This is a genomic window from Amycolatopsis sp. lyj-108 (assembly GCF_046549005.1).
GTDB lineage: Bacteria > Actinomycetota > Actinomycetes > Mycobacteriales > Pseudonocardiaceae > Amycolatopsis.
Genome location: NZ_JAJPWQ010000012.1, coordinates 323845 through 345201, shown reverse-complemented (window position 1 = coordinate 345201; position 21357 = coordinate 323845). Strand labels below are relative to the sequence as shown.

The following is a 21357-nucleotide window of genomic DNA, read 5'->3' as shown; positions in this document are numbered from 1 at the left end:
GGGCGAAAGACCGGCCGGTGACGGAAGTCGACGATAGCCCGTGAAACGACGGTTCAATTACTCCAGATTGCTGATCCGACCTGGAGTATTAGGCCGTTCAGCGCAGTACGATTCCCTGCGAGGCCTTGGGTGCCGCCGGAATGTGGAACAGTTCCGTGAACAGTTCCAGGTATTCGAAGGCGCCCTCGATACGGACCTTCCCGGTTCGCATCGCTTCGGCGGCGGTGAGGTCCCCGCTCAGCAGATCCTTGATGAACGGGCCCAGCGGTTCGATGACCGCGTCGGCGCCGGGAAGCGCGCCGTCCGCGACCTTCAGCGCGCCGTCTTCGACGATCGCGTGCAGGACCATGTCGCCCGGATGGCGCACTTCGTAGGTCACCTGGACGCCCTTGGCCTTCTCGCTCTGGAAGGTCGTGTACAGCGAGAGGATCGCCGCGTCCTTGGTGAGCACGTCCTCGGGGGCCGGACGGCCGAGCGACCGCGCGCCCCACAGGCCGAGGTCCAGCACGACCTGGTCGAGTTCGCTGCCGTATTCGGTGAGTTCGTAGATCACCGCGGCGTCGAGCTGGGGGAGCAGACGGCGGCGGAGCACCCCGGACTGCTCGAGTTCGTTGAGCCGCGCCGACAGCGTGCTCGCCGAGATCTTGGGCAGACCCGCCTGCAGTTCGGTGAACCGCTTCGGGCCGAGGACGAGGTCACGGACGATCAGCAGCGACCAGCGCTCGCCGATGATCTCCAGCGCGCGGGCGAGGCCGCAGAACTGTCCATAGGTACGACTGCTCATCCGTCGATCCTCACTTTCGTTTCCGTGGTGGGAGCGGGGGTTCACGCGGGTTCACCCTCGGAAAGCAGGGCGTGGTGCAGTACCTGCAATTCGTCGCAGGGCTCGACGCCGAGTTCGTTGTTGAGCCTCGCGCGCACCTGACGGTACGTGGCGAGCGCGTCGGAGCGCCGCCCGCTGCGGCCGAGTACGCGGATCAGCTGCCCGTGCAGGGCCTCGTCCAGCGGGTTCGCGGTGACCAGGGAGCGCAGTTCGCCGATCAGCTCGTGCCGCATCCCGGCCGCGATGTCCGCCTCGATCCGCAGGTGCAGGGTGCTGCGCCGCTGTTCGACGAGGTCGACCGCGTAGGCCGACAGCACCGGTCCACAGTGGACGTTCGAGAGCGGGGGCCCCGACCACAGGTCGAGCGCGGACCGGAAGGCCTTCGCCGCTTCGACGTGCTCGCCCCGCAGTTGCAGCTCCCGGCCCTTCTGCTGCAGCTCCTGGAACTGGAAGACGTCCACCTGCTGCGGGGCGATCCGGAACACGTACCCCGGCGGCTTCGTGGCCAGCATGGTCTCGCCGTACGGGGCGAGGTCGTTCTCGTCGATGCACTTGCGCAGCTGGTAGACGTAGGTGTGCATCGTGGTGCGGACGCTGCGCGGCGGGTCGTTCGCCCACAGTTCCTGCACGATCGTGTCGATGTGCACGATCTTCCCCGGGCTCATCACCAGCATGGCGAGCACCTGCAGCAGCTTCGGCGTCGTCGGCGCGTAGTCGATCCCGTCCCGCACGAGTTCCAGCGGGCCGAGGAGGGTGAAACGGACGGGGCTCGCTGGCGTGGCCGGGATCGGGTTCGGTGCCGAGCCGTGGTGCTTGTCCGCTACTCGTGATCCGGTGTACATCGCAAGCGCCCTCCAGCTCGATACGCGTCGTGGGCTGTTTCCCGCCTACGTCGACAGTGACAGAGCGGCGGGTCGCCGGGCCAGTGAGCCGTCCACCAGGTCCCGCGTGCGTGCGTCCCGGGAAGACGTGGGTTTTTCATGCCGGAAGCGTGAAACGGACACTGGCCGGTACAAGGCTCCGCGCAGCAGGATTCGAGGACCAATCGACCTATGGGGGTCTTCATGCGCGAGGCATCGTCCACGCCCGGCTCGGTCAGCGGCGGTCTGGGATTCAAACGGCATCTGCGTGCGGAGATCAGCGAGGGCAACGGTGCCTACCTGTTCTCGGAACAGGGGGTCATCGCGATCCGCGGCGCGCAGGTCGCGTCGGTGGCGGCCCTGCTCGACGGCACCCGTGACCTCGACGGTCTCCTGTCCGCCTGCCCGGACGGGATGAACGCCGAACAGGTCACCGGGGTGCTGGCCCGGCTGGTCGAGGCCGGTCTGGTCACCGTCCACGTGCCGGAAGAGGTCAGCGGGGACGAACGCGCGCTCGCGTACTGGGACGCGTGCGGTCTCGACGCGTCCGCGGTGGCGGGCCGCCAGAAGCCGGCGACGGCGAGCCTGACCGCGATCGGCCGCGGCGTCGACACCTCGCAGGTCGCGAGCGCGCTGGCCGCGAGCGGCATCGAGGTGGTCGGGGCGGCGTCCGAGCTGGCGATCGTGCTGTGCGACGACTACCTCGACCCGAGGCTGGCCGAGATCGACGCGGAGCACCGGCGCACCGGGCGGCCGTGGCTGCTGGCCCGCCCGTCGGGCTCCCAGGTGTGGATCGGGCCGATCCTGCAGCCCGGCCGGTCCGGCTGCTGGCACTGCCTGACGAACCGGTTGTGGGGGCACCGGCACGCGGAGGCCTGTGTGCAGGAGGTCCTCGGGCACGACGGTCCCGCCTCGTTCCCGATGCCCGCCGTGCCGCCGCTGACCGCGGCCGCGTCGCAGCTGATCTCCCTCGAAGCGTCCAAATGGCTGGCCGGGCACCGCTATCCGGGGCAGCAGGCGGTATGGATCCTGGACACCCTCGACCTGCAGGGGCGGCTGCACGAACTGCGCCGGCGCCCGCAGTGCCCCGAATGCGGGGACGAAGGCATCGTCGCCGCGCGGACCGCCGAGCCGATCGTGCTGCGGGAGGCCAAGAAGGCGACGTCGGGCGGCGGCGGGCACCGCACGCTCACCCCGGTGGAGGTGCTCGACCGCTTCGGTCACCTGGTCAGCCCGGTCACCGGCATCGTCAAGGAGATCGCCCGCGACCCGAGGGCGCCGGCGTTCGTGAACGCGTACCGCTCCGGGCTGAACGTCGCGCGCCGCGTGCGCGGTGAGGCGGGGTTGCAGGCCGGGCTGCGCGGGGACAACGGCGGCAAGGGCGCGAGCCCGATCGACGCCGAGGTCGGCGCGCTGTGCGAGGCGATCGAACGGTTCTCGGCGAACTACCAGGGTGACGAACTGCGGATCCGCGACACCTTCCGCGCGCTCGGCGACGACGCCGTCCACCCGAACTCGTGCATGCTCTTCGACGAGCGCCAGTACGACGGCCGCGTCGAGTGGAACGCCGCACACGCGAACTTCCAGCACGTCCCCGACCGGTTCGACACCGAGGCCGCCGTCGACTGGACGCCGCTGTGGTCGCTTTCGCAGCAGCGCCGGAAGCTGATGCCGACCGCGTACCTCTACTACGGGGTGCCGCCCGAGTGCGGGATCAGCGGGATGCGCGCGGACTCCAACGGCTGCGCGGCCGGAAGCAGCATCGAGGACGCGATCCTGCAGGGACTGCTCGAACTCGTCGAACGTGACGCCGTCGCGATGTGGTGGTACAACCGGCTTCCCGTGCCCGGCGTCGACATCGCGTCGTTCGACGACCCGTGGGCCGAGGAGATGATCGGCCAGTACGCGCGGGCCGGCCGGGAACTGTGGGTGCTCGACCTGACCGCGGACCTCGGCGTGCCGGTGATGGTCGCGCTGTCCAGAAGTATCGCCGGGCCGCGCGAGAACGTCATGATGGGCTTCGGTGCCCATCTGGACCCCAGGACCGCGCTGAGGAGGGCGGTCAGCGAGCTCAACCAGATGATCCCGGCGGTGCTCCCGAACGACGTCGAACTCGACGACCCCGACGCGTCGAAATGGCTCAGGTACGCCACGGTCGCGAACCAGCCGTACCTGCTTCCGGCGCCGGGGCGGTCGGCGAAACGCGCCGCGGACTTCAAGTTCGTCCGGCGGCCCGATGTCCGGGACGACGTGGAGAGCTTGGTACGCAAGCTTTCCGCGCTGGGAATGGAGACGCTCGTGCTGGATCAGACCAGGCCCGACATCGACCTCCCGGTGGTCCGGGTGGTCGTTCCGGGGCTGCGTCCGTTCTGGAGCCGCTTCGCCCCCGGACGGCTGTTCGACGTGCCGGTGCGGATGGGCAGGCTCGCCGAACCGACCCCGTACGAACGGCTCAATCCCTTCCCCATGTTCTTGTAGATCCGGCTGGAGCAGCAGTTGACGACAGATTCCCCCGGCGGTGTGGCCGAAACGATCCCCTTGTGGTCGCTCACCGACGACAGCCTTGTCGAGATCGGTGAGGACGGCTCGCTGGTGGTCGTCACCCGCTGGGGCGAGTACGAGTTCGGCCAAGCGGAACCGCTGGTGCGGGAATCGTTGCGGCGTATGGCCTTGGGGCCGGTCTCGCTCGCGAACGTGACCTCGTCCTGGGAGCCGGTCGAGCGGGAGCCCGATCTCGAAGGCGAGCTCAGCTGGACGGCCGAGGGCGCCGACGCGCTGCGGCAGGCGCTCAAGGAACTCGGCGGTTCCGTGGTGCGCTCGCTCGGCCTCGCCGACGGCCGGGGGCCGCTGCTGTCGGTGATCCCGGTGGTGCTCGCGCCGGTGTTCACGCCGGCGGAGATCCCGCCCACGCGCCCGATCCGGTTGTCCCGCTTCAGTTCCCTGCGGTCCGACGCCGAGGGGTTGGGGCTGGAGTCGCCGTCCGCGCGGTATCGCGTCGTGCTGTCCCAGCCGTGGGCGGTACACGTCGCGGCGACCTTGGCGATCACGAAATCGGTCACGGACATCGCGTCCACGACGGGTATCGACGCCGGGGTGGCCGGCGCGATCGTGTCGTATCTGGTCGCCGCGGGTGTCGTCCAGGTCGCCGGGGAAAACGGCCGGTTCGCCGAGGACGAGGATCCCGAACTGGGCCTGTGGTCCCCGGACGAACTGTCGTTCCACACCACCAGCCGGACCTGGCGGCCCGGTGGCCCGGCCGATCTGCCAGGGCTCGGGAAACCGCCGGTGGTCAAGGCCATGGCAGGGAACGGGCCGGGTTATCCGCTGTACCGGCCGGATCTGGACGACCGCGCGCAGACCGATCCGACGCTGACGGCGTTGCTGGAGCACGACCACACCTGCCCCGAATTCACCGAGGGCGTGCTGTCCGCCGAACAGATCGGCGAGTTCCTGTTCCGCGGCGCGCGGATCCGGTCTATCGGGCCCGCGCACCTCCCGAACGGGCCCGCGCACAGCGCCTCGCAGCGGCCGTACTTCAGCGTCGCCTGCCTGTACGAGCTGGAGTTGTACGTCTCGGTTAACCGGTGCTCGGGGCTGGATCGCGGGATCTACCACTACGACCCGCTGGAGCACCGGCTCGTCCTAGTCAACGACGACGAGGCCGATCTCGACGCGATGCTCGACATGGCGATGATCGGCGGCGGCAACCATCAGCGGCCTTCGGCGCTCATCACCGTGACCGCGCGGATGCCGCGGATGGCGTCCGTGCTCGGCGGCGGCGCGTACGCCACGACGCTGGCGCATGTCGGTGCCCTGCAGCAGACGCTGTACCTCGTCGCCCGCGCCATGGGGCTGGCCGCGCACGCCGTCCCGGTGGACGCCGGCGACCGCGTCGACCGCGCCCTCAAACTCGACTGGCCCGCCGAAGTGAGCGTCGGCGAGTGCGTGCTCGACCTCCCGGTCTGAGCCTTTCGCAACACGGCCATTGAGGCCGGGTTCCCAATGTCGCATTCGAGACGCTGAGTGTCCCCAATGTGGCATTGGGAACCCGGCCGCGAAGCTGACGGCACCGGCTCGGCCGTCCGCCGATCGCGCAGCCGGTGGATACACCCCGATGGAGCCCGTCTCCATCGCGAGTCGAGTGCTCCGAAATCGCCGCCGCGTTTGCTGTCAGCAGAGGAAAAGCGACAGCGAATCCGAGGTTGGTCTGATGCAGCTACGAACAGTCGCCATGGCGGCGAACGAGAAAGGCGTCACCGAACCCGGTCGGCCCCCCGAGCCGGCGTCCCCCTTGCAACCTGCGGTGCTGCAGGCCATCTCATCGATGCACGCGAGGTACTTCGACCCGATCACGTTGAGCGACCTGGCATCGGAAGTCTTCGTCAGCCCGTTCCACTTCTCGCGGATCTTCACCAAGGCGACCGGGGTCACCCCCGGCCGGTACCTCACCGCGATCCGGCTCTTCGAGGCGAAACGACTGCTGCTGACGACATCGCTGACGGTGTCGGACATCGTGTGCAGTGTCGGCTACAGCAGCGTGGGCACCTTCACCAGCCGTTTCACCCGTGCGGTCGGGATGACCCCGACCCAGTACCGTGACCCCGAGGTCGGCGAACTGCTCGTCGCGCTGGCCCCGCATTTCCAGCGGCTCCCGACACTGGAAGCCTTGCACAGCGCCGGAATGGGCAGCGCCACGATGCGCAGCGGCACCGGCACGATCAGCGTGCGCGTCGAGACCCCGCGCGGGGCGGGCCCGGCGAGTGTCCTCATCGGACTGTTCGCCGAGTCGATCCCGCAGTGCGGCCCGGTCGCGTTCGGCGGCAGGGCGAACGTCCTGTCGGCGGACATCGAGATCCAGAACGTCCCCGAGGGCAGGTGGACCGTGATCGGGGTGGCCGAGCACGCCGCCGGGACCGCGGCTTCCGCGTTCTCCGTGGGCACCCTGCCCGGCAGGGTCGACATCACCCGGTACGGCCGGGTGCATCTGCGGATGCCGATGCGCGCTCCCCGGCCGACCGACGCGCCGATGGCGATCACCCTCGCCGGCGGTCCGACCTCGGCGGGCAACCGGATGACCATGCCCGCTCCCGACTACCTGCGCGCGGTGGCCTGACCGACGGTATTCCCGCGTTCTCCCGGTCTCGCAAACCGGGAGAACCGGGGCGCAACCGCGGAGTAGCCGCACCCTCGTCGCGCGTGTGAGCCTTTAACCAATCCAGAATTCGAATCCACCCGTTAGGGGGAGAGTGCGTTGGGCAATGGTTGGCGCACGATCAGACGTCGCATGATCACGCCGGATGTCTCCGAGACCACGCTGGAGAAGCGGGGTTTCCACAAGAAGAGCCCAGCCGCTCAGGAATTGCTGGAGACCGTCGGTGAGAAATTCCTGCTCGGCTACGCGCACGCGGTCGAAGCGCGTACCACCGGGCAGGCCGAAGAATGGTTGGAGCGTATTCCGGTCAAGTTCCGCGGCTTCGCCTACGAAGGCGCGGGAATGGGATACGGAATGCTGGACGGCCTGCCGGGCGGCGGCCGGGGGCATATCGCCGACTTCCTCGACGGTCCTGCCGAGAAGCACGACTACATCATCTACGTCGGCGTCGGCTGGGCGATGGCGCGGCTGCCGCGGTTCCGCTGGCCGTCCGCCGAGGATTTCGACCCGTTGCTGCGCTGGCTGGTGCTCGACGGGTACGGCTTCCACCAGGCCTACTTCAAGACGGCGAAGTACATCGACGGGCAGTTCCAGGACCCGGACTTCTCCTGGCCGCCCGGTAACGACGGCTACTCGTCGAGGGCGATCGACCAGGGCATCGGGCGGGCGTTGTGGTTCATCTGCGGCACCGACGTCGATCTGGTCGCCGACACGATCGCACGCTTCCCGGAGCGGCGGCACGGAGACCTCTACGCCGGCGTCGGGCTCGCCTCGACCTACGCGTGCGGTGTCACCGGCGACGAACTGCGGAAGCTGGCCGAGTTCGCCGGTGAGCACCGCGGGAATCTGGCACAGGGCAGTGCTTTCGCCGCCGAAGCCCGTGTCCGCGCCGGGTTGCTGATCCCCGAGACCGAGGTCGCCACGCAGGCGATCTGCGGGCTGCCGGCCGAACGGGCCGCGGCCATCACCCAGGAGGTGCGCCCCGCGACCGTGGTCGACGGCGAACTCCCGGCATTCGAAACCTGGCGGCAGCGTATCGCCGCCGAGGTTCTCAACTCTGGAGGTGCAGGGAAATGACCGCGACCTTGGGCTGGCTCCGCAAGCAGCTTGCGGGCATCGTGGCGCTGTTGCTGATGGCGGGACTGTTCGTGGTGGCCCAGCTGCCCACGGTCTCGACCGCCGAGGCCGACACGATGGCCTCGAAGTACGCGTTCGAACCGCTGACGATCGCCTTGCCGGAGGCGGCGAAGAGCCAGTCGATCCGGACGGTGAACAAGGACTACGAGCACATCCGGGCCTGGATCTCTTCGGTCGGTGCCGCGATCGCGGTCAACGACCTCGATGGCGACAAGCTCGCGAACGACCTGTGCTTCGTCGACCCGCGCAGCGACCAGCTGGTGATCACCCCGACGCCGGGCAAGGGCGGCGACCGCTACGCGCCGTTCGCGCTCGACGCGGCGCCGCTGCCGATGGGCAAGTACATCGCGCCCATGGGTTGTGTGCCCGCGGACTACAACGAGGACGGCCGGGTCGACCTGCTGGCCTACTACTGGGGCCGGACCCCGATCCTGTTCCTCTCGAAGCCGGGCGCGACGAAGCTCGAGCCCAAGGCCTACGAGCCGGTGGAACTGGTGCCGGGCAACAACTCCAAGAACGGTGAGTACTCCGGTCCACTGTGGAACACCAACGCCGCCTCGGTCGGTGACTTCGACGGCGACGGCCACCAGGACATCTTCATCGGCAACTACTTCCCCGACAGCGCGGTGCTGGACGACCGCGTCCAAGGCGGGGTCGAGATGAACAAGTCGATGTCGCACGCGGACAACGCGGGTGGCAAGTACATCCTGCGGTTCACCGGCGCGACACAGGGCGCGAAGCCGAGCGCGACGTTCGCCCTCGACGACAAGGCCATCCCGGCCGACGCCCAGGGCGGCTGGTCGCTCGCGGCCAGCGCGACCGACGTCGACGGGGACAACCTGCCGGAGCTCTACATCGGCAACGACTTCGGGCACGACCGCCTGCTGTACAACAAGTCCCGCCCCGGTCACGTCGAATTCGCCGAGGTGAAGGGTGTTCGCGGGCCGAACGAGCCGAAGTCGAAGGTGCTCGGCAACGACTCCTTCAAGGGCATGGGCGTCGACTTCGCCGACCTCGACCACGACGGTCTCTACGACCTGTACGTCAGCAACATCACGACGTCCTGGGGTATCGAGGAAAGCCACTTCCAGTTCATGAACACCGCCAAGGACACCGCGGATCTGCGTGGCCGTCTGCAGGGCGGCGAGGCACCGTGGGTGGACCGCAGCGCGCAGGCCGGCACCGCGTGGTCCGGCTGGGGCTGGGACGTCAAGATCGCCGACTACAACAACAGCGGCGAATCGGTGATCACGCAGGCGACCGGATTCGTCAAGGGTGACGTCAACCGCTGGCCGCAGCTGCAGGAACTGGCGACGTCGAACGACGAACTGCTGAAGCACCCGTCCTTCTGGCCGAACATGGTGGCCGGTGACGACGTCGGCGGCGACCACACCCTGCACTTCTGGGCCAAGGGTTCCGACGGCCGCTACACCGACCTGGCCCCGCGCCTCGGTCTCGCCGTCCCGGTGCCCACCCGCGGTATCGCCACCGGTGACGCCGACGGTGACGGCAAGCTCGACTTCGCCGTGGCCCGCCAGTGGGAGCAGCCGATCTTCTACCGCAACGTCAGCCCCGATGCCGGGTCGTACCTGAACCTGAAGCTGGTGCACGACAAGGCTTCGGCGGACGGTCCGCTCAAGGCGGCGGGCACCGCGGCGATCGGCGCGCAGGTCACCGTCGTCACCCCCGACGGCAAGAAGTACATGGACCGCGTCGACGGTGGCAGCGGCCACTCCGGCAAGCGCAGCCACGAGATCCAGATCGGACTCGGCAAGGTCACCGGGCCGGTGAAGGTGAGCCTGCAATGGCGCGACCTGACCGGGACCATCCGCACCCAGGAGGTCCAGCTGACCCCGGGCAGCCACACGTTCCAGCTCGGCGCTCAGGCTAAGGAGAAGTGACCGTCATGGCTGAGCAGACACTCACCGCACCCAAGAGCAACAAGACGATCACGGCCCTTCGCCGGTTCGCGATCTCGATCACCGTCTTCAACATCATCGGCTACACCGTGCTCGGGTTCGAGCAGCCCTACACCTATCCGTTCATCGCGCTGGCGACGGCGTACACCACGGAAATCCTGCTGGAGATCATCGGGGCGCGGGCACAGGGCCGCCCGGTCCGCTTCCGCGGCAACGGGTTCAAGGGGCTGGTGGAGTTCCTCTTCCCGGCGCATATCACCGGTCTCGCGCTGAACATGCTCACCTACGTCAACGACCAGGTGCTGGTCATGATCTTCGGTGTCGTGGTCGCCGTCGGCGCCAAGTGGGTCCTCCAGGCCCCGGTGCGCGGCAGGCTCCGCCACTACATGAACCCGTCGAACTTCGGCATCACGATCATCCTGCTGGTGTTCCCGTGGGCGAGCATCGCGCCGCCGTATCACTTCACCGAGCAGGTGGACTCGTGGGTCGGCTGGCTGATCGTCGGCATCATCATCGTGTCGGGCACGGTGCTCAACGCGATGCTGACCCAGCGCATGTGGCTGATCGGCGCCTGGCTGATCACCTTCGCGCTGCAGGCGATCATCCGTGGGTGGGTGTTCGACACCGCGATCCCTGGCGCGCTGGGGATGATGACCGGGGTGGCGTTCGTGCTCTACACGAACTACATGGTCACCGACCCCGGCACGACACCGTCGAAGCCCGCGTCGCAGATCCTGTTCGGTTCGGGCGTGGCGATCGCCTACGGGTTCTTCATGGTGGTCCACGTGTCGTACGGCCTGTTCCTCGCCACCGCGCTGGTCTGCCTCATCCGCGGGATGTTCCTGTGGGGCCTGCACTTCTCCAAGAAGGCCACCGAGAAGTGGGAGGCTGACCAGGCGAAGTCGGCCGATGTCACGAGCCTGCCGAAGCCGGCCGAGAAGCCGGAAACCGGGGCCGTGGCGGCATGACCCACGAGGCGGAACTCAGCCGGGCGGCGCGTCTCGCGCCGCCCGGCCCGCCGCGCCGGGCGACCTTCGGTCTGCTGAAGAAGCTCTTCACCGACCGGCTGGCGCTCATGTCGGATTCGGCGGAGGCGCACGGGGACGTCGTCCGGATCGCGATCGGGCCCAAGACGATGTACCTGGTGAACCACCCCGAACTGGCGAAACACGTGCTCGCGGACAACGCGGCCAACTACCACAAGGGAATCGGCCTCCAGGAGGCGAGGCGGGCGCTCGGCGACGGGCTGCTCACCAGCGACGGCGACGTCTGGAAGAAACAGCGCCGGACCATCCAGCCGGTGTTCCAGCCCAAGCGGATCGCGCGGCAGGCCTCTGTCGTCGCGAACGAGGTCGAAGGCCTCGTGAAACGCTTGCGGGACACCGAGGGGCCGGTGGAGATCCTGCACGAGATGACCGGGCTGACGCTCGCCGTGCTCGGCAAGACCCTGCTCGATTCCGACCTCGGCGGCTTCACGTCGCTGGGGCATTCGTTCGAGGCCGTGCAGGACCAGGCGATGTTCGAAGCGGTGACGCTGAGCATGGTCCCGCAGTGGGCCCCGCTGAAGAAACAGTTGCGGTTCCGGGAATCCCGGGACGACCTCCGCCGGATCGCCGAGGAACTCGTCGAGCAGCGGCTGGCGAATCCGGTCGAGGGCGGCGAGGACGTGTTGTCCCGCCTCATCGCGACCGACGGGACCCGCGAGCAGATGCGGGACGAGCTCATCACCCTGTTGCTCGCCGGGCACGAGACGACGGCGAGCACCCTGGGCTGGGCGTTCCACCTGCTCGACGAACATCCCGGCGTCGCGGCGAAACTGCGTGCCGAGGCCGACGCGGTGCTGGGCGACCAGTTGCCGACGCACGACGATCTGCACCGGTTGCCGTACACGGCCAGGGTCGTCGAAGAGGTCATGCGGCTGTACCCGCCGGTGTGGCTGCTGCCGAGGGTGGCGCAGGCCGACGACGAGATCGGCGGCTATCACATCCCGGCCGGATCCGACGTCGTCGTCGTGCCCTTCACCCTGCACCGGCATCCGGCGTTCTGGCCGGAGCCGGAGAAATTCGATCCGGACCGGTTCGATCCGGACCGGCCGAGCGGGCGGCCCCGGTACGCCTACATCCCGTTCGGCGCGGGGCCGCGGTTCTGCATCGGCAACAGCCTCGGCGTGATGGAGGCCGTTTTCGTGCTGACGATGGTTCTGCGCGACCTCGAACTCAGGAAGGTCCCAGGCTACGACGTGGTCCCCGAAGCGATGCTGTCGCTGCGGGTGCGCGGCGGGCTGCCGATGACGGTGCACACCAGGAACAGGAGGTAGGTTCCGTGGATTCGGACGAACAGGTCAAGGTGTCCACTTTGGAGGCCTACGCGGACACGATCTTGCCGGGGGAGAAGCGGTACCCCGGGGATCACGCGATCGCCGGTGCCTCGCCGGGGCCGGGCGCGGTCGTGGCGGGCGCGCTCGAACTGCTGCACACCGAGGCGACCGGGGTGACGGTCGGGCTGCCCTATCTGGCGCAGGCCCTCAACGATCACGCGAAGATCTACGCGAAGGAAAACGACCTCGAACTCGACGAGGGCTTGCCGCCGTTCGTCGCACTGTCCTTCGTGGACAGGACGGCGCTCGTGCGCTCGCTGACCGCGCCGGGGCATCCGGAGAAGGACGGCTGGGTCAGTCTCGCCTTGTTCTGCAACATGTCCTTCGACAGCGCGGCGCACAAGCACACCGCCGAAGCGATCGCCGAGAGACACCCCGGCCTGCTGGCGATGGGGTACACCGCGCCGGACGAAGACGGCCTGTGGCGGTTCCCGAAGTTCTCCTACCGTCGCGAACTGGCGCGACTCCACCCCGACACCACGCCTTCCGGGAGTCCGGCATGACCGCCTATGACAAGACCGACGTCGTCATCGTCGGCAGCGGGTTCGGTGGCTCCATCCCCGCCTACCACTTGGCCGCGGGCGGGGCGAAGGTCACCGTGCTGGAACGCGGGCCGTGGCTGGAGACGAAGGAGTTCGAGCACGACTACCTGCTCGGTTCGTCCTACACCAGGGCCTTCGATTTCGTCGTCGGCGACGGGATGAGCGTGCTCGGCGGGAACTGCGTCGGCGGCGGCAGCGTGGTGTACTTCGCCGCGATGCCGCGCGCGCCGAAGTTCGTGTTCGAGCGCCACGGCAGTATCGGCAGGCGCATGTGGCCGTCGGTGCTGACGCGGGACACCCTGGAGCCTTGGTACGACCGGGTCTCGGATTCGCTTCCGGTGTCCACACAGGACTGGAACGACGTCTCGTACGCCGGCGGGCTGTGGGCCGCGTTGTGCGACCACTCCGGCCGGACCGCGAACCCGGCGCCGGTCGCGGTGGACAACGACCGCTGTGTGAACTGCAACTTCATGATGGCGGGCTGCCGGTTCGACGCGAAACGCTCGCTGCTGACCAACTACCTGCCCGCCGCGCTCGCGCACGGGGCGAAGATCCGGCCGCTGCACGAGGTCCAGCGCATCGAGCGGATCGACGACGGCGACTACCGCGTGCACTTCAACGTCGTCGACGACACGGACTACCGGGCGCAGACCGGCAGCGGGACGATCGACGCGAAGGTCGTCATCATCGCCGCGGGCGCCGGGGCGACCCCGGTGATCCTGCAGCGTTCGGAAGCGGCGCTGGGCACCATGCCGCACGCGGTCGGCCGGTACTTCTCCGGCAACGGTGAGCGGCTCAACACCGCGATCATCGACGAGGAGCGCGTCCGCGAGGTGCTCGGACTGTCCCGAGAGGACGGCAAGGTCTACGAGGCCAACCACATCGGCAAGGGCCCGACCGTGGCGAACTGGGACAAGCTCGACGGTTCGCTTCCGGAGTACGAGCGGTACTCGCTGGAGCAGTTGTACTTCCCGCCGGGGCTCGGCACGATCCTCGCGCAGGTGCCCGACGGTGACGAACCGCGGTGGTTCGGCGCGCAGAAGAAGGAGATCCTCAAGAAGTGGTCGTCGTGGCTGACCATCTTCCTGATGACCGAGGACGACAACGAGGGTGTCTTCGGCGCGCCGCCGCCCACCGGCAACGCGTACCGCATCTCCCAGCAGATGCTCGGCCGCGGCCCGCTGAAGTACGACCCGACGCCGAACACCCTGCACGGCTGGTCGCTGGCCGACGCGGAGTGCAAGGAGATCCTCGAGAAGGACGGCCTGGCGAAGGTGTCGCCGTGGACCAACGACGTCGTCGGCGCGTACACCGTGCACCCGCTGGCGTCGTGCCGGATCGGTGACGACCCGGAGACCTCGGCGCTGCACCCGAACCACGAACTCCGTAACCATCCCGGGATCTTCGTGACCGACAGCGCCTCCGTGCCGGGCGCGCTGACGGTGAACCCGGCGATGACGATCGCGGCGCTGGCCGAACGTTCGGTACCGGGCATCGTGCGGGCGTTGCAGGCACGCGGTGTCGACGTCACGTACGGCGCGCCGGCTCCGGACGGCTCGATCACCGGGCGGCGGGCGGTCAGCAAGCTGTCGCTGGTCGCCGGGAGCTGAGCATGGCCCCCACGCTGGTGAGACTCGCGCTGAGACGGGTGTTGCGCGAAGTCCGGTACGTCCGGCCGGTTCCGTACGGCCGGGCGACCGGGCTCGTGCGTGACGTCTACCGTCGGCTGGAACGCGAATTCGGCATGCTGGCCCCGCCGGTGGCACTGCATTCGCCGTCACCGACGGTGCTCGCGGCGAGTTGGGTGATGCTGCGGGAATCGCTGGTGGCGGCGGGGGCGACGAGCCGGGCGGACCGGGAGGTCGTCGCGACATTGGTGTCGCGGGCGAACTCGTGTCCGTACTGTGTCGAGGTCCATGGGATGACGCTGGATTCGCTCGGGCGCTCCTCGGAGGCTTCGGCGATCGCGGAAGGGCGTCCCGTCGCGGATCCGTTCGCCGGGACGTTGTCCGTGGCGGCCAGGGCGGAGCTGACCGCGGTCGCGTTCACGTTCCACTACCTGAACCGGGTGGTGAGCGTGTTCCTCGGGCCGTCACCGCTGCCGTCGACCGTGCCGGATTCGGCACGTTCGAAGGCGAAGGCCGTCCTCGGGCGGCTCCTTCGCCCGGCGTCGGCGGCCCTGCCCGGTGAGTCGTTGGACTTGCTCCCGGCAGGGTCGCGGGATTTCTCCTGGGCCGCGGGGAATCCGATCATGGAGGACGCGTTCTCCCGGGCGGCGTCGGCGTTCGCCTCGCTGGCGGTGCCTTCGGCGGTACAAGACGTGGTGGCACGCGAACTGTCCACATGGGACGGTTCCGCGCCCGGACTGAGCCGTTCGTGGGTGGACGCCTTCGACGATCCGGCGGTCCGGCTGGCCTTGGTGGTGGCGAAAGCGCCTTATCAGGTCGACGACGCTTTGGTGACCGCCGCGGGCCTTGGCGATCGAGAGCTGGTCGAGCTCGTGGGGTGGACGAGTTTCGCCGCGGCCGCCCACCGCGTCTCGCTATCGGGCTCGCCTTCAACAACATGAGAGAAGACTTCTCGCCCTGCTCCGGTTCATGCTTGACCGGACTGCAGGTGCGGACGGCGCCCTCGTTTCCCGGAACAGGGTTCTGGCGCCGAGACTCCGATTCCGTGACTTGAGTGGTTGAGAGCTAGGGGAGTGCGGTGGCATGAGCGTTGAGCGGATTTCGATTGTCGGTATCGGTCTCCGATACCCGGACGCCGGTTCCCCGGAAGAACTGTGGGAGAACGTCCTCGCCGGCCGCCGGGCGTTCCGAAGGCTGCCCGACGAGCGGATGAACCGCGAGGACTACTACTCGCCCGACGCAGGAGCGCCGGACCGTTTCTACGCCCAGAAGGCCGCCGTACTCCGGGACTACGAGTTCGACCGGATCAAGTACAAGGTCGCGGGCAGTACGTTCCGCTCGACCGACACCACGCACTGGCTCGCCCTCGACGTCGCCGCGCAGGCGCTGTCGGACGCGGGTTTCCCCGAGGGTGACGGGCTGCCGCGGCCCAACACCGGCGTGGTCATCGGCAACAGCCTGACCGGCGAGTTCTCGCGGGCCAACATCATGCGGCTGCGCTGGCCGTACGTGCGCCGGACCATCGCGGCGGCGCTCGCCGAACGCGGCTGGGCCGAGGGCGACACCGCCGAATTCCTCCACGATCTCGAGGTGCAGTACAAGGCGCCGTTCCCGGAGATCGACGAGGACTCCCTCGCGGGTGGGCTGGCGAACACGATCGCCGGCCGGGTCTGCAACTTCTTCGACTTCGGCGGCGGCGGTTTCACCGTGGACGGTGCCTGCTCGTCGTCGCTGCTCTCCGTGGTCACGGCGGCGAACGCGCTTTCGGAGGGTGACCTCGACGTCGCCGTCGCGGGTGGTGTCGACTTGTCGATCGACCCGTTCGAGGTGATCGGGTTCGCCAAGACCGGCGCGCTCGCGAAACGGGAGATGAAGGTCTACGACGCCGATTCCAACGGTTTCTGGCCCGGCGAGGGTTCCGGCATGCTCGTGCTGATGCGCGAGGACGACGCGATCGCGCAGGGCAAGCGGATCTACGCCACCATCGGCGGCTGGGGTGTCTCCTCCGACGGCAAGGGCGGCATCACCCGCCCCGAGGCGTCGGGTCACCGCCTCGCGCTCAAACGGGCCTACGAGAAGGCCGGCTACGGGGTCGAGACCGTTTCGTACTTCGAAGGGCACGGCACCGGGACCGCGCTGGGCGACGCCACCGAGATCGAGGCGCTCTCCACCGCACGCCGCGACGCCGACCCGCTCGCCGACCCCGCCGCGCTGAGCACGATCAAGGGCAACATCGGCCACACCAAGGCCGCGGCCGGGGTCGCCGGGCTGATCAAGGCCACGCTGGCGGTCTACCACCAGGTCATCCCGCCCGCGACCGGCCATTTCGATCCACACGAGTCGCTGGTCGGCGATTCCGCGCGGATGTACGTCCCGGCCGAGGCCGGGCTGTGGCCCTCGGACCACCCGGTCCGCGCGGGTGTCTCCGCGATGGGGTTCGGTGGCATCAACTCGCACGTCACCGTGACCGAAGCGCCGGGTGCGGCCCGGCGCAAGGAACTCGACGAGAAGACCCGGTCGCTGGTCGCCGGACGGCAGGACAGCGAGTTGCTGCTTCTCGACGCCGACGACGCCGCGTCGTTGCGTGGCAAGGTGACCGGTCTGCTGGAGGTCGTCCCGAAGCTTTCGTTCGCGGAGCTCGCGGACCTGGCGGGCACGCTTTCCTCGGAGTTGTCCGGGAAATCGGTTCGCGCCGCGGTCGTCGCGACCAACCCCGAGGACGCCGAGCGCAAGCTGGCCAAACTCCTCGACCTTCTCGGCGAGGGAGAGCCGGAAATCTTCTCCTCCCGCGAAGGCATCTTCGCCAGTGGGCGTTCGACGGAGCCGAAGATCGGCTTCCTGTTCCCCGGTCAGGGTTCCGGGCAGGGCACGGTCGGCGCGCTGCGCAAACGCTTCGGCCACGCCGACGACATCTACCGCGCCGCGGGTCTGTCCACCGGCGCCGACCAGGTCGCCACCGACGTCGCGCAGCCGCGGATCGTCACCGGCTCGCTCGCCGGGCTCCGGGTGCTGAAGAGCCTCGGCATCGAAGCGCGGACAGTCGCGGGGCACAGCCTCGGTGAACTGACCGCCCTGCACTGGGGCGGCGCGCTCACCGAACGCGAAGTCCTCCGGCTGGCCAAGATCCGCGGCAAGGTGATGGCGACCGCGAGCGACGGAAACGGTGCCATGGCGGGGATCGCCGCCACCCCGGGGGTCGCCGAGCGGCTCGCCGAGGGCGAAGAGGTGGTCATCGCGGGATACAACGCCCCCGAGCAGACCGTCCTTTCCGGACCGGCGGACGCGATCGACCGGGTGGTCGCCCGTGCCCGCGCGGAAGGCGTCACCGCCACCCGCATCAACGTCTCGCACGCGTTCCACTCGCCCGCGGTCGTCCCGGCCGCCGAGGCGATGACCGGTGAACTCGCCACGTTCGACTTCGCCAGGCTCGACCGGCCGGTCGTCTCCACGGTGACCGGCGACGTCCTGCACGCCGCCGAAGATCTGCGTGACCTGCTGCGCGATCAGGTGGTCCTGCCGGTCCGCTTCCGTGAGGCGGCCGCGAAGGTCGCCGAGCGCAGCGACCTGGTGATCGAGGTCGGCCCCGGCCGCGTGCTCACCGGGCTGTTCGGCGCGATCGCGCCCGGCACCCCGGCGCTCGCGATCGACACCGACAGCCCGACGCTGGCATCGGTGCTGAAGGTGGCCGGCGCCGCGTTCGCGTTCGGCGCCCCGCTGGAGACGTCGGTGCTCTTCGACGGCCGTGTCGTGCGGGCACTGCCGGTGGACGGGAAGTTCTCGTTCCTCACCAGCCCGTGTGAGGCCGCGCCGTCCATCGACGCGGAACTGGCCCGCGACCGCGTCACCGACCCCACCGCACCCGCCGCCGCCACGACCGGAGCGGCGTCGGAAAGCGACAGCAGCACTCTCGAACTGCTGCGGAAACTCGCTTCCGAGCGGGTCGAACTGCCGCTCGAAGCGGTCACCGCCGACACGCATCCGCTCGACGACCTGCACCTTTCGTCGATCACCGTCGGTCAGCTGGTCAACGACGTGACCCGCGCGCTCGGCCGTCCGGCGCTGGAGGGCATGCCGAACTTCGCGACCGTCTGTCTCGGCGAACTCGCCGACATGATCGACGAACTCGCGCAGACCGCCAAACCCGCCGACAGCAACCAGGCCGAGGTCGCCGGGGTGGGACCGTGGGTCCGGCCGTTCGCGGTCGAGTACGTCGTCGCGCCGAAGCCGTCGCCCGACCTCACACCGGGAACCGCCGGCCTCTCGCAAGCGGAGTGGACGGCGTTCGCCCCGGAGGGCCACCCGCTGGCGGAGCCGCTGCGCGCCGCGCTGGCCACCGCGGGCGTCGGCGACGGTGTCGTCCTGTGCCTGAACGCGGACAGCGATTCCGGTGACGTGGGCTTGTTCCTGGACGCGGGCCGCGCGGTGCTGTCCGCGCCCAACGGCACGCGGTTCGTCGTGGTGCAGCACGGTCTCGGTGCCTCCGGCCTGGCGAAAACACTGCGGCTGGAAGACCCGTCGGCCAGGACCACGATCGTCGACCTCGCCGACGTCCGCCCGGCGGACCCCGAGGCCATCCGTGCCGCGGTGTCCACTGTGGTCACCGAAGTGGCGGCCACCAACGACTTCAGCGAAGTCCGCTACGACTCCGCCGGTGTCCGCACGGTGCCGAAGCTCGGTGCCCTCAAACCGTCCGAGGCCGAAGGGACACCGCTGGGCGCCGAAGACGTCCTGCTCGTCACCGGCGGCGGCAAGGGCATCACCGCGGAGAGCGCTTTGGCGCTGGCCAAGGATTCCGGCGCGAAACTCGCACTGCTCGGCCGCAGCGACCCTGCCGACGACGCCGAACTCTCGGAGAACCTCGGCCGGATGGCGGCGGCGGGCATCGACTACCGCTACGAGCGCGCCGACGTCACCGACGCCCGTCAGGTGTCCGACGCCATCAACCGGATCCAGGACGGGTTCGGTCCGGTCACGGCGGTACTGCACGGCGCGGGCCGCAACGAGCCTGCCGCGCTGTTCTCCTTGACCGAGGAGACCTTCCGCAAGACGCTGGCCCCGAAGATCGGCGGCCTCAACGCCGTCCTCGACGCGGTCGACAAGGACAAGATCAAGCTGCTGGTGACCTTCGGCAGCATCATCGGACGGGCGGGGCTGCGCGGTGAGGCGCACTACGCCACGGCCAACGACTGGATGACGGAACTGACCGTCCGCTTCGGCCGCGAACACCCCCAAGCCCGCGCGATCGCCCTCGAATGGTCGGTCTGGTCGGGGACCGGGATGGGCGAGAAGCTCGGCGTCGTCAGCGCGTTGATGCGCGACGGCATCACCCCGATCCCGACCGAGGAGGGCATCGAGATCCTCCGCCAGGTCGTCGGCGACCCGGCGGCCCCGTCGGTACTGGTCGTCTGCGGCCGGACAGCGGGCCTGGTCACCCTGCCGGTGGAGAAACGCGAACTGCCGCTGACCCGCTTCGTCGACCGCGCCGTCGTGCACTACCCGGGGGTCGAGCTGATCACCGAGGCCGACCTTTCCGCGGGCAGCGACCCGTATCTGGCCGACCATCTGCTCGACGGTCAGCTGCTGTTCCCGGCGGTGATCGGCATGGAGGCGATGACCCAGGTCGCCAAGGCCGCGCTGGGCGTGGAAACCCTGCCGGCACCGGTGTTCTCCGACGTCGAGTTCCTGCGCCCGATCATCGTCTCACCGGGCGGGTCGACCACGATCCGGCTCGCCGCGCTGGCCAGGGACGCCGAAACGGTGGACGTGGTGCTGCGCAGCGGGGAGACCGGGTTCAGCGCCGACCACTTCCGCGCCCGGCTGCGGTTCTCCCGGCCAGACCCGCTGGGTGACACCGTCGTCCGCGACGTCGCGCTGCCGCCGGTCCCGGTCGACCCGACGACCGAGCTCTACGGCACGGTCCTGTTCCAGGGCAAGCGATTCCAGCGGGTCACCGGATATCGCCGGGCCAGCGCGCGGCACGCGGTCGCGGAGATCGCGACCGGCGCCGAGGTCGACTGGTTCGCGCCGTTCCTCCCGCAGGAACAGCTTCTGGCCGACCCCGGCACCCGCGACGCGATGATGCACGCGATCCAGTGCTGCGTCCCCGACGCGACCCTGCTGCCGCAAGGGATCGAGCGGCTGTACCTGGCCGAGCCCGGCGAGCAGGACCCGGAATACGTGCTCCTCGACGCCCGCGAGCGTTCGCAGGACGGCGACAGCTATCTCTACGACCTCGACGTCCGCAACCCCGACGGGAAGCTCGTCGAGCGGTGGGAAGGGCTGAAACTGCGCGCGGTGCGTAAACGCGACGGCGAAGGGCCTTGGGTCCCGTCGATGCTCGGGTCCTATTTGGAGCGTTCCGTCGAACGGCTCCTCGGTTCGTCCCGTGCGATCGTCGTCGAACCGGACCCGGTGGGCGTTTCCGTGGAGACCACGCCGGAACGGCGGGCACAGACGGCCTTGGCCGCCGGCCGCGCCGTCGACACCCCGCTCGAGATCCGCTACCGGCCGGACGGGAAACCGGAAGCCGACGGGGTCGAGGTCAGCGCGTCGCACAGCGCCGGACTCACCCTGGCGATCGCGGGCGACGGACGGATCGCCTGCGACGTCGAGACGGCGATCGAACGGACACCGGAAGACTGGGCGGGTCTGCTCGGCGAGGATCTGCTCGCGGTGGGCGAACTGCTCGCCGCGGACGCCCGCGAGCCGCTTTCGGTCGCGCACACCAGGGTCTGGAGCGCGCTCGAATGCGTGCGCAAGACCGGGGACATGACACAGGCACTCACCGTGCACCGGGTCGATCCGGACGGCTGGGCGGTGCTCTCGCACGGTGCCGCCCGCATCGCCACCTGGGTGACGACCGTCAACGACCGGACCGATCCCGTGGTCTTCGCGGTGCTACAGGGAGAGGGAAACTGAC

13 protein-coding genes are annotated in these 21357 nt (G+C 69.1%); 11 read left to right on the top strand and 2 right to left on the bottom strand.

Going from position 1 to position 21357, the window contains the following annotated elements; all coding sequences use genetic code 11:
* Positions 1-97: 97 nt before the first annotated feature.
* Positions 98-784 carry a winged helix-turn-helix transcriptional regulator gene (locus ACLJO0_RS35665; RefSeq protein ID WP_410583513.1) on the bottom strand — a complete coding sequence of 229 codons (687 nt, stop codon included), beginning with the start codon at positions 782-784 and terminating at the stop codon, positions 98-100.
* A 41-nt stretch (positions 785-825) separates the two neighbouring features.
* On the bottom strand, positions 826-1665 hold the full coding sequence (locus ACLJO0_RS35660) for an AfsR/SARP family transcriptional regulator (RefSeq protein WP_410583512.1): 840 nt from the start codon (positions 1663-1665) through the stop codon (positions 826-828).
* A gap of 222 nt (positions 1666-1887) precedes the next feature.
* On the opposite strand from ACLJO0_RS35660, the gene ACLJO0_RS35655 reads away from it, so the two are divergent.
* From ACLJO0_RS35655 to ACLJO0_RS35605, 11 genes are all read left to right on the top strand, one after another.
* Positions 1888-4161, top strand: coding sequence for a TOMM precursor leader peptide-binding protein (locus tag ACLJO0_RS35655; protein WP_410583510.1), 2274 nt, complete (start codon positions 1888-1890; stop codon positions 4159-4161).
* Positions 4162-4203: 42 nt separating this feature from the next.
* Positions 4204-5649 (top strand): SagB family peptide dehydrogenase, encoded by a 1446-nt coding sequence (locus ACLJO0_RS35650; RefSeq protein ID WP_410583535.1) that lies wholly within the window; start codon positions 4204-4206, stop codon positions 5647-5649.
* A gap of 244 nt (positions 5650-5893) precedes the next feature.
* A complete protein-coding gene (locus tag ACLJO0_RS35645) occupies positions 5894-6796 on the top strand; it encodes a helix-turn-helix transcriptional regulator (RefSeq protein ID WP_410583509.1) in 903 nt (300 codons plus the stop codon).
* A 159-nt stretch (positions 6797-6955) separates the two neighbouring features.
* Positions 6956-7912: a DUF1702 family protein gene (locus ACLJO0_RS35640; RefSeq protein ID WP_255431428.1), complete on the top strand. Its 957-nt coding sequence runs from the start codon at positions 6956-6958 to the stop codon at positions 7910-7912.
* Complete coding sequence (locus ACLJO0_RS35635; RefSeq protein ID WP_410583507.1) at positions 7909-9873, top strand: CRTAC1 family protein; 1965 nt, start codon at positions 7909-7911, stop codon at positions 9871-9873. Before ACLJO0_RS35640 ends, ACLJO0_RS35635 begins: the two co-directional genes overlap by 4 nt.
* Positions 9874-9878: 5 nt before the next feature.
* Positions 9879-10859, top strand: a complete 981-nt coding sequence (locus tag ACLJO0_RS35630; RefSeq protein WP_410583505.1) for an enediyne biosynthesis protein — start codon at positions 9879-9881, stop codon at positions 10857-10859.
* The gene (locus ACLJO0_RS35625; RefSeq protein WP_410583503.1) at positions 10856-12208 is read left to right on the top strand and encodes a cytochrome P450; all 1353 of its coding nucleotides are present in this window, start codon (positions 10856-10858) and stop codon (positions 12206-12208) included. The genes ACLJO0_RS35630 and ACLJO0_RS35625 overlap by 4 nt, the downstream gene beginning before the upstream one ends.
* A gap of 5 nt (positions 12209-12213) precedes the next feature.
* A complete protein-coding gene (locus tag ACLJO0_RS35620; RefSeq protein ID WP_410583502.1) occupies positions 12214-12771 on the top strand; it encodes a DUF5987 family protein in 558 nt (185 codons plus the stop codon).
* Positions 12768-14420: a GMC family oxidoreductase N-terminal domain-containing protein gene (locus tag ACLJO0_RS35615; RefSeq protein ID WP_410583500.1), complete on the top strand. Its 1653-nt coding sequence runs from the start codon at positions 12768-12770 to the stop codon at positions 14418-14420. Before ACLJO0_RS35620 ends, ACLJO0_RS35615 begins: the two co-directional genes overlap by 4 nt.
* A gap of 2 nt (positions 14421-14422) precedes the next feature.
* Positions 14423-15379, top strand: coding sequence for a carboxymuconolactone decarboxylase family protein (locus ACLJO0_RS35610; protein WP_410583499.1), 957 nt, complete (start codon positions 14423-14425; stop codon positions 15377-15379).
* A 142-nt stretch (positions 15380-15521) separates the two neighbouring features.
* Positions 15522-21356 carry an SDR family NAD(P)-dependent oxidoreductase gene (locus tag ACLJO0_RS35605; protein ID WP_410583497.1) on the top strand — a complete coding sequence of 1945 codons (5835 nt, stop codon included), beginning with the start codon at positions 15522-15524 and terminating at the stop codon, positions 21354-21356.
* Position 21357: the final 1 nt, after the last annotated feature.

What these genes read in the sequence shown, in the direction of transcription:
- ACLJO0_RS35665 (WP_410583513.1), bottom strand. Translation starts at nt 784, where the DNA reads ATGAGCAGTCGTACCTATGGACAGTTCTGCGGCCTCGCCCGCGCGCTG.
- ACLJO0_RS35660 (WP_410583512.1), bottom strand. Translation starts at nt 1,665, where the DNA reads ATGTACACCGGATCACGAGTAGCGGACAAGCACCACGGCTCGGCACCG.
- ACLJO0_RS35655 (WP_410583510.1), top strand. Translation starts at nt 1,888, where the DNA reads ATGCGCGAGGCATCGTCCACGCCCGGCTCGGTCAGCGGCGGTCTGGGA.
- ACLJO0_RS35645 (WP_410583509.1), top strand. Translation starts at nt 5,894, where the DNA reads ATGCAGCTACGAACAGTCGCCATGGCGGCGAACGAGAAAGGCGTCACC.
- ACLJO0_RS35635 (WP_410583507.1), top strand. Translation starts at nt 7,909, where the DNA reads ATGACCGCGACCTTGGGCTGGCTCCGCAAGCAGCTTGCGGGCATCGTG.
- ACLJO0_RS35630 (WP_410583505.1), top strand. Translation starts at nt 9,879, where the DNA reads ATGGCTGAGCAGACACTCACCGCACCCAAGAGCAACAAGACGATCACG.
- ACLJO0_RS35625 (WP_410583503.1), top strand. Translation starts at nt 10,856, where the DNA reads ATGACCCACGAGGCGGAACTCAGCCGGGCGGCGCGTCTCGCGCCGCCC.
- ACLJO0_RS35615 (WP_410583500.1), top strand. Translation starts at nt 12,768, where the DNA reads ATGACCGCCTATGACAAGACCGACGTCGTCATCGTCGGCAGCGGGTTC.
- ACLJO0_RS35610 (WP_410583499.1), top strand. Translation starts at nt 14,423, where the DNA reads ATGGCCCCCACGCTGGTGAGACTCGCGCTGAGACGGGTGTTGCGCGAA.
- ACLJO0_RS35605 (WP_410583497.1), top strand. Translation starts at nt 15,522, where the DNA reads ATGAGCGTTGAGCGGATTTCGATTGTCGGTATCGGTCTCCGATACCCG.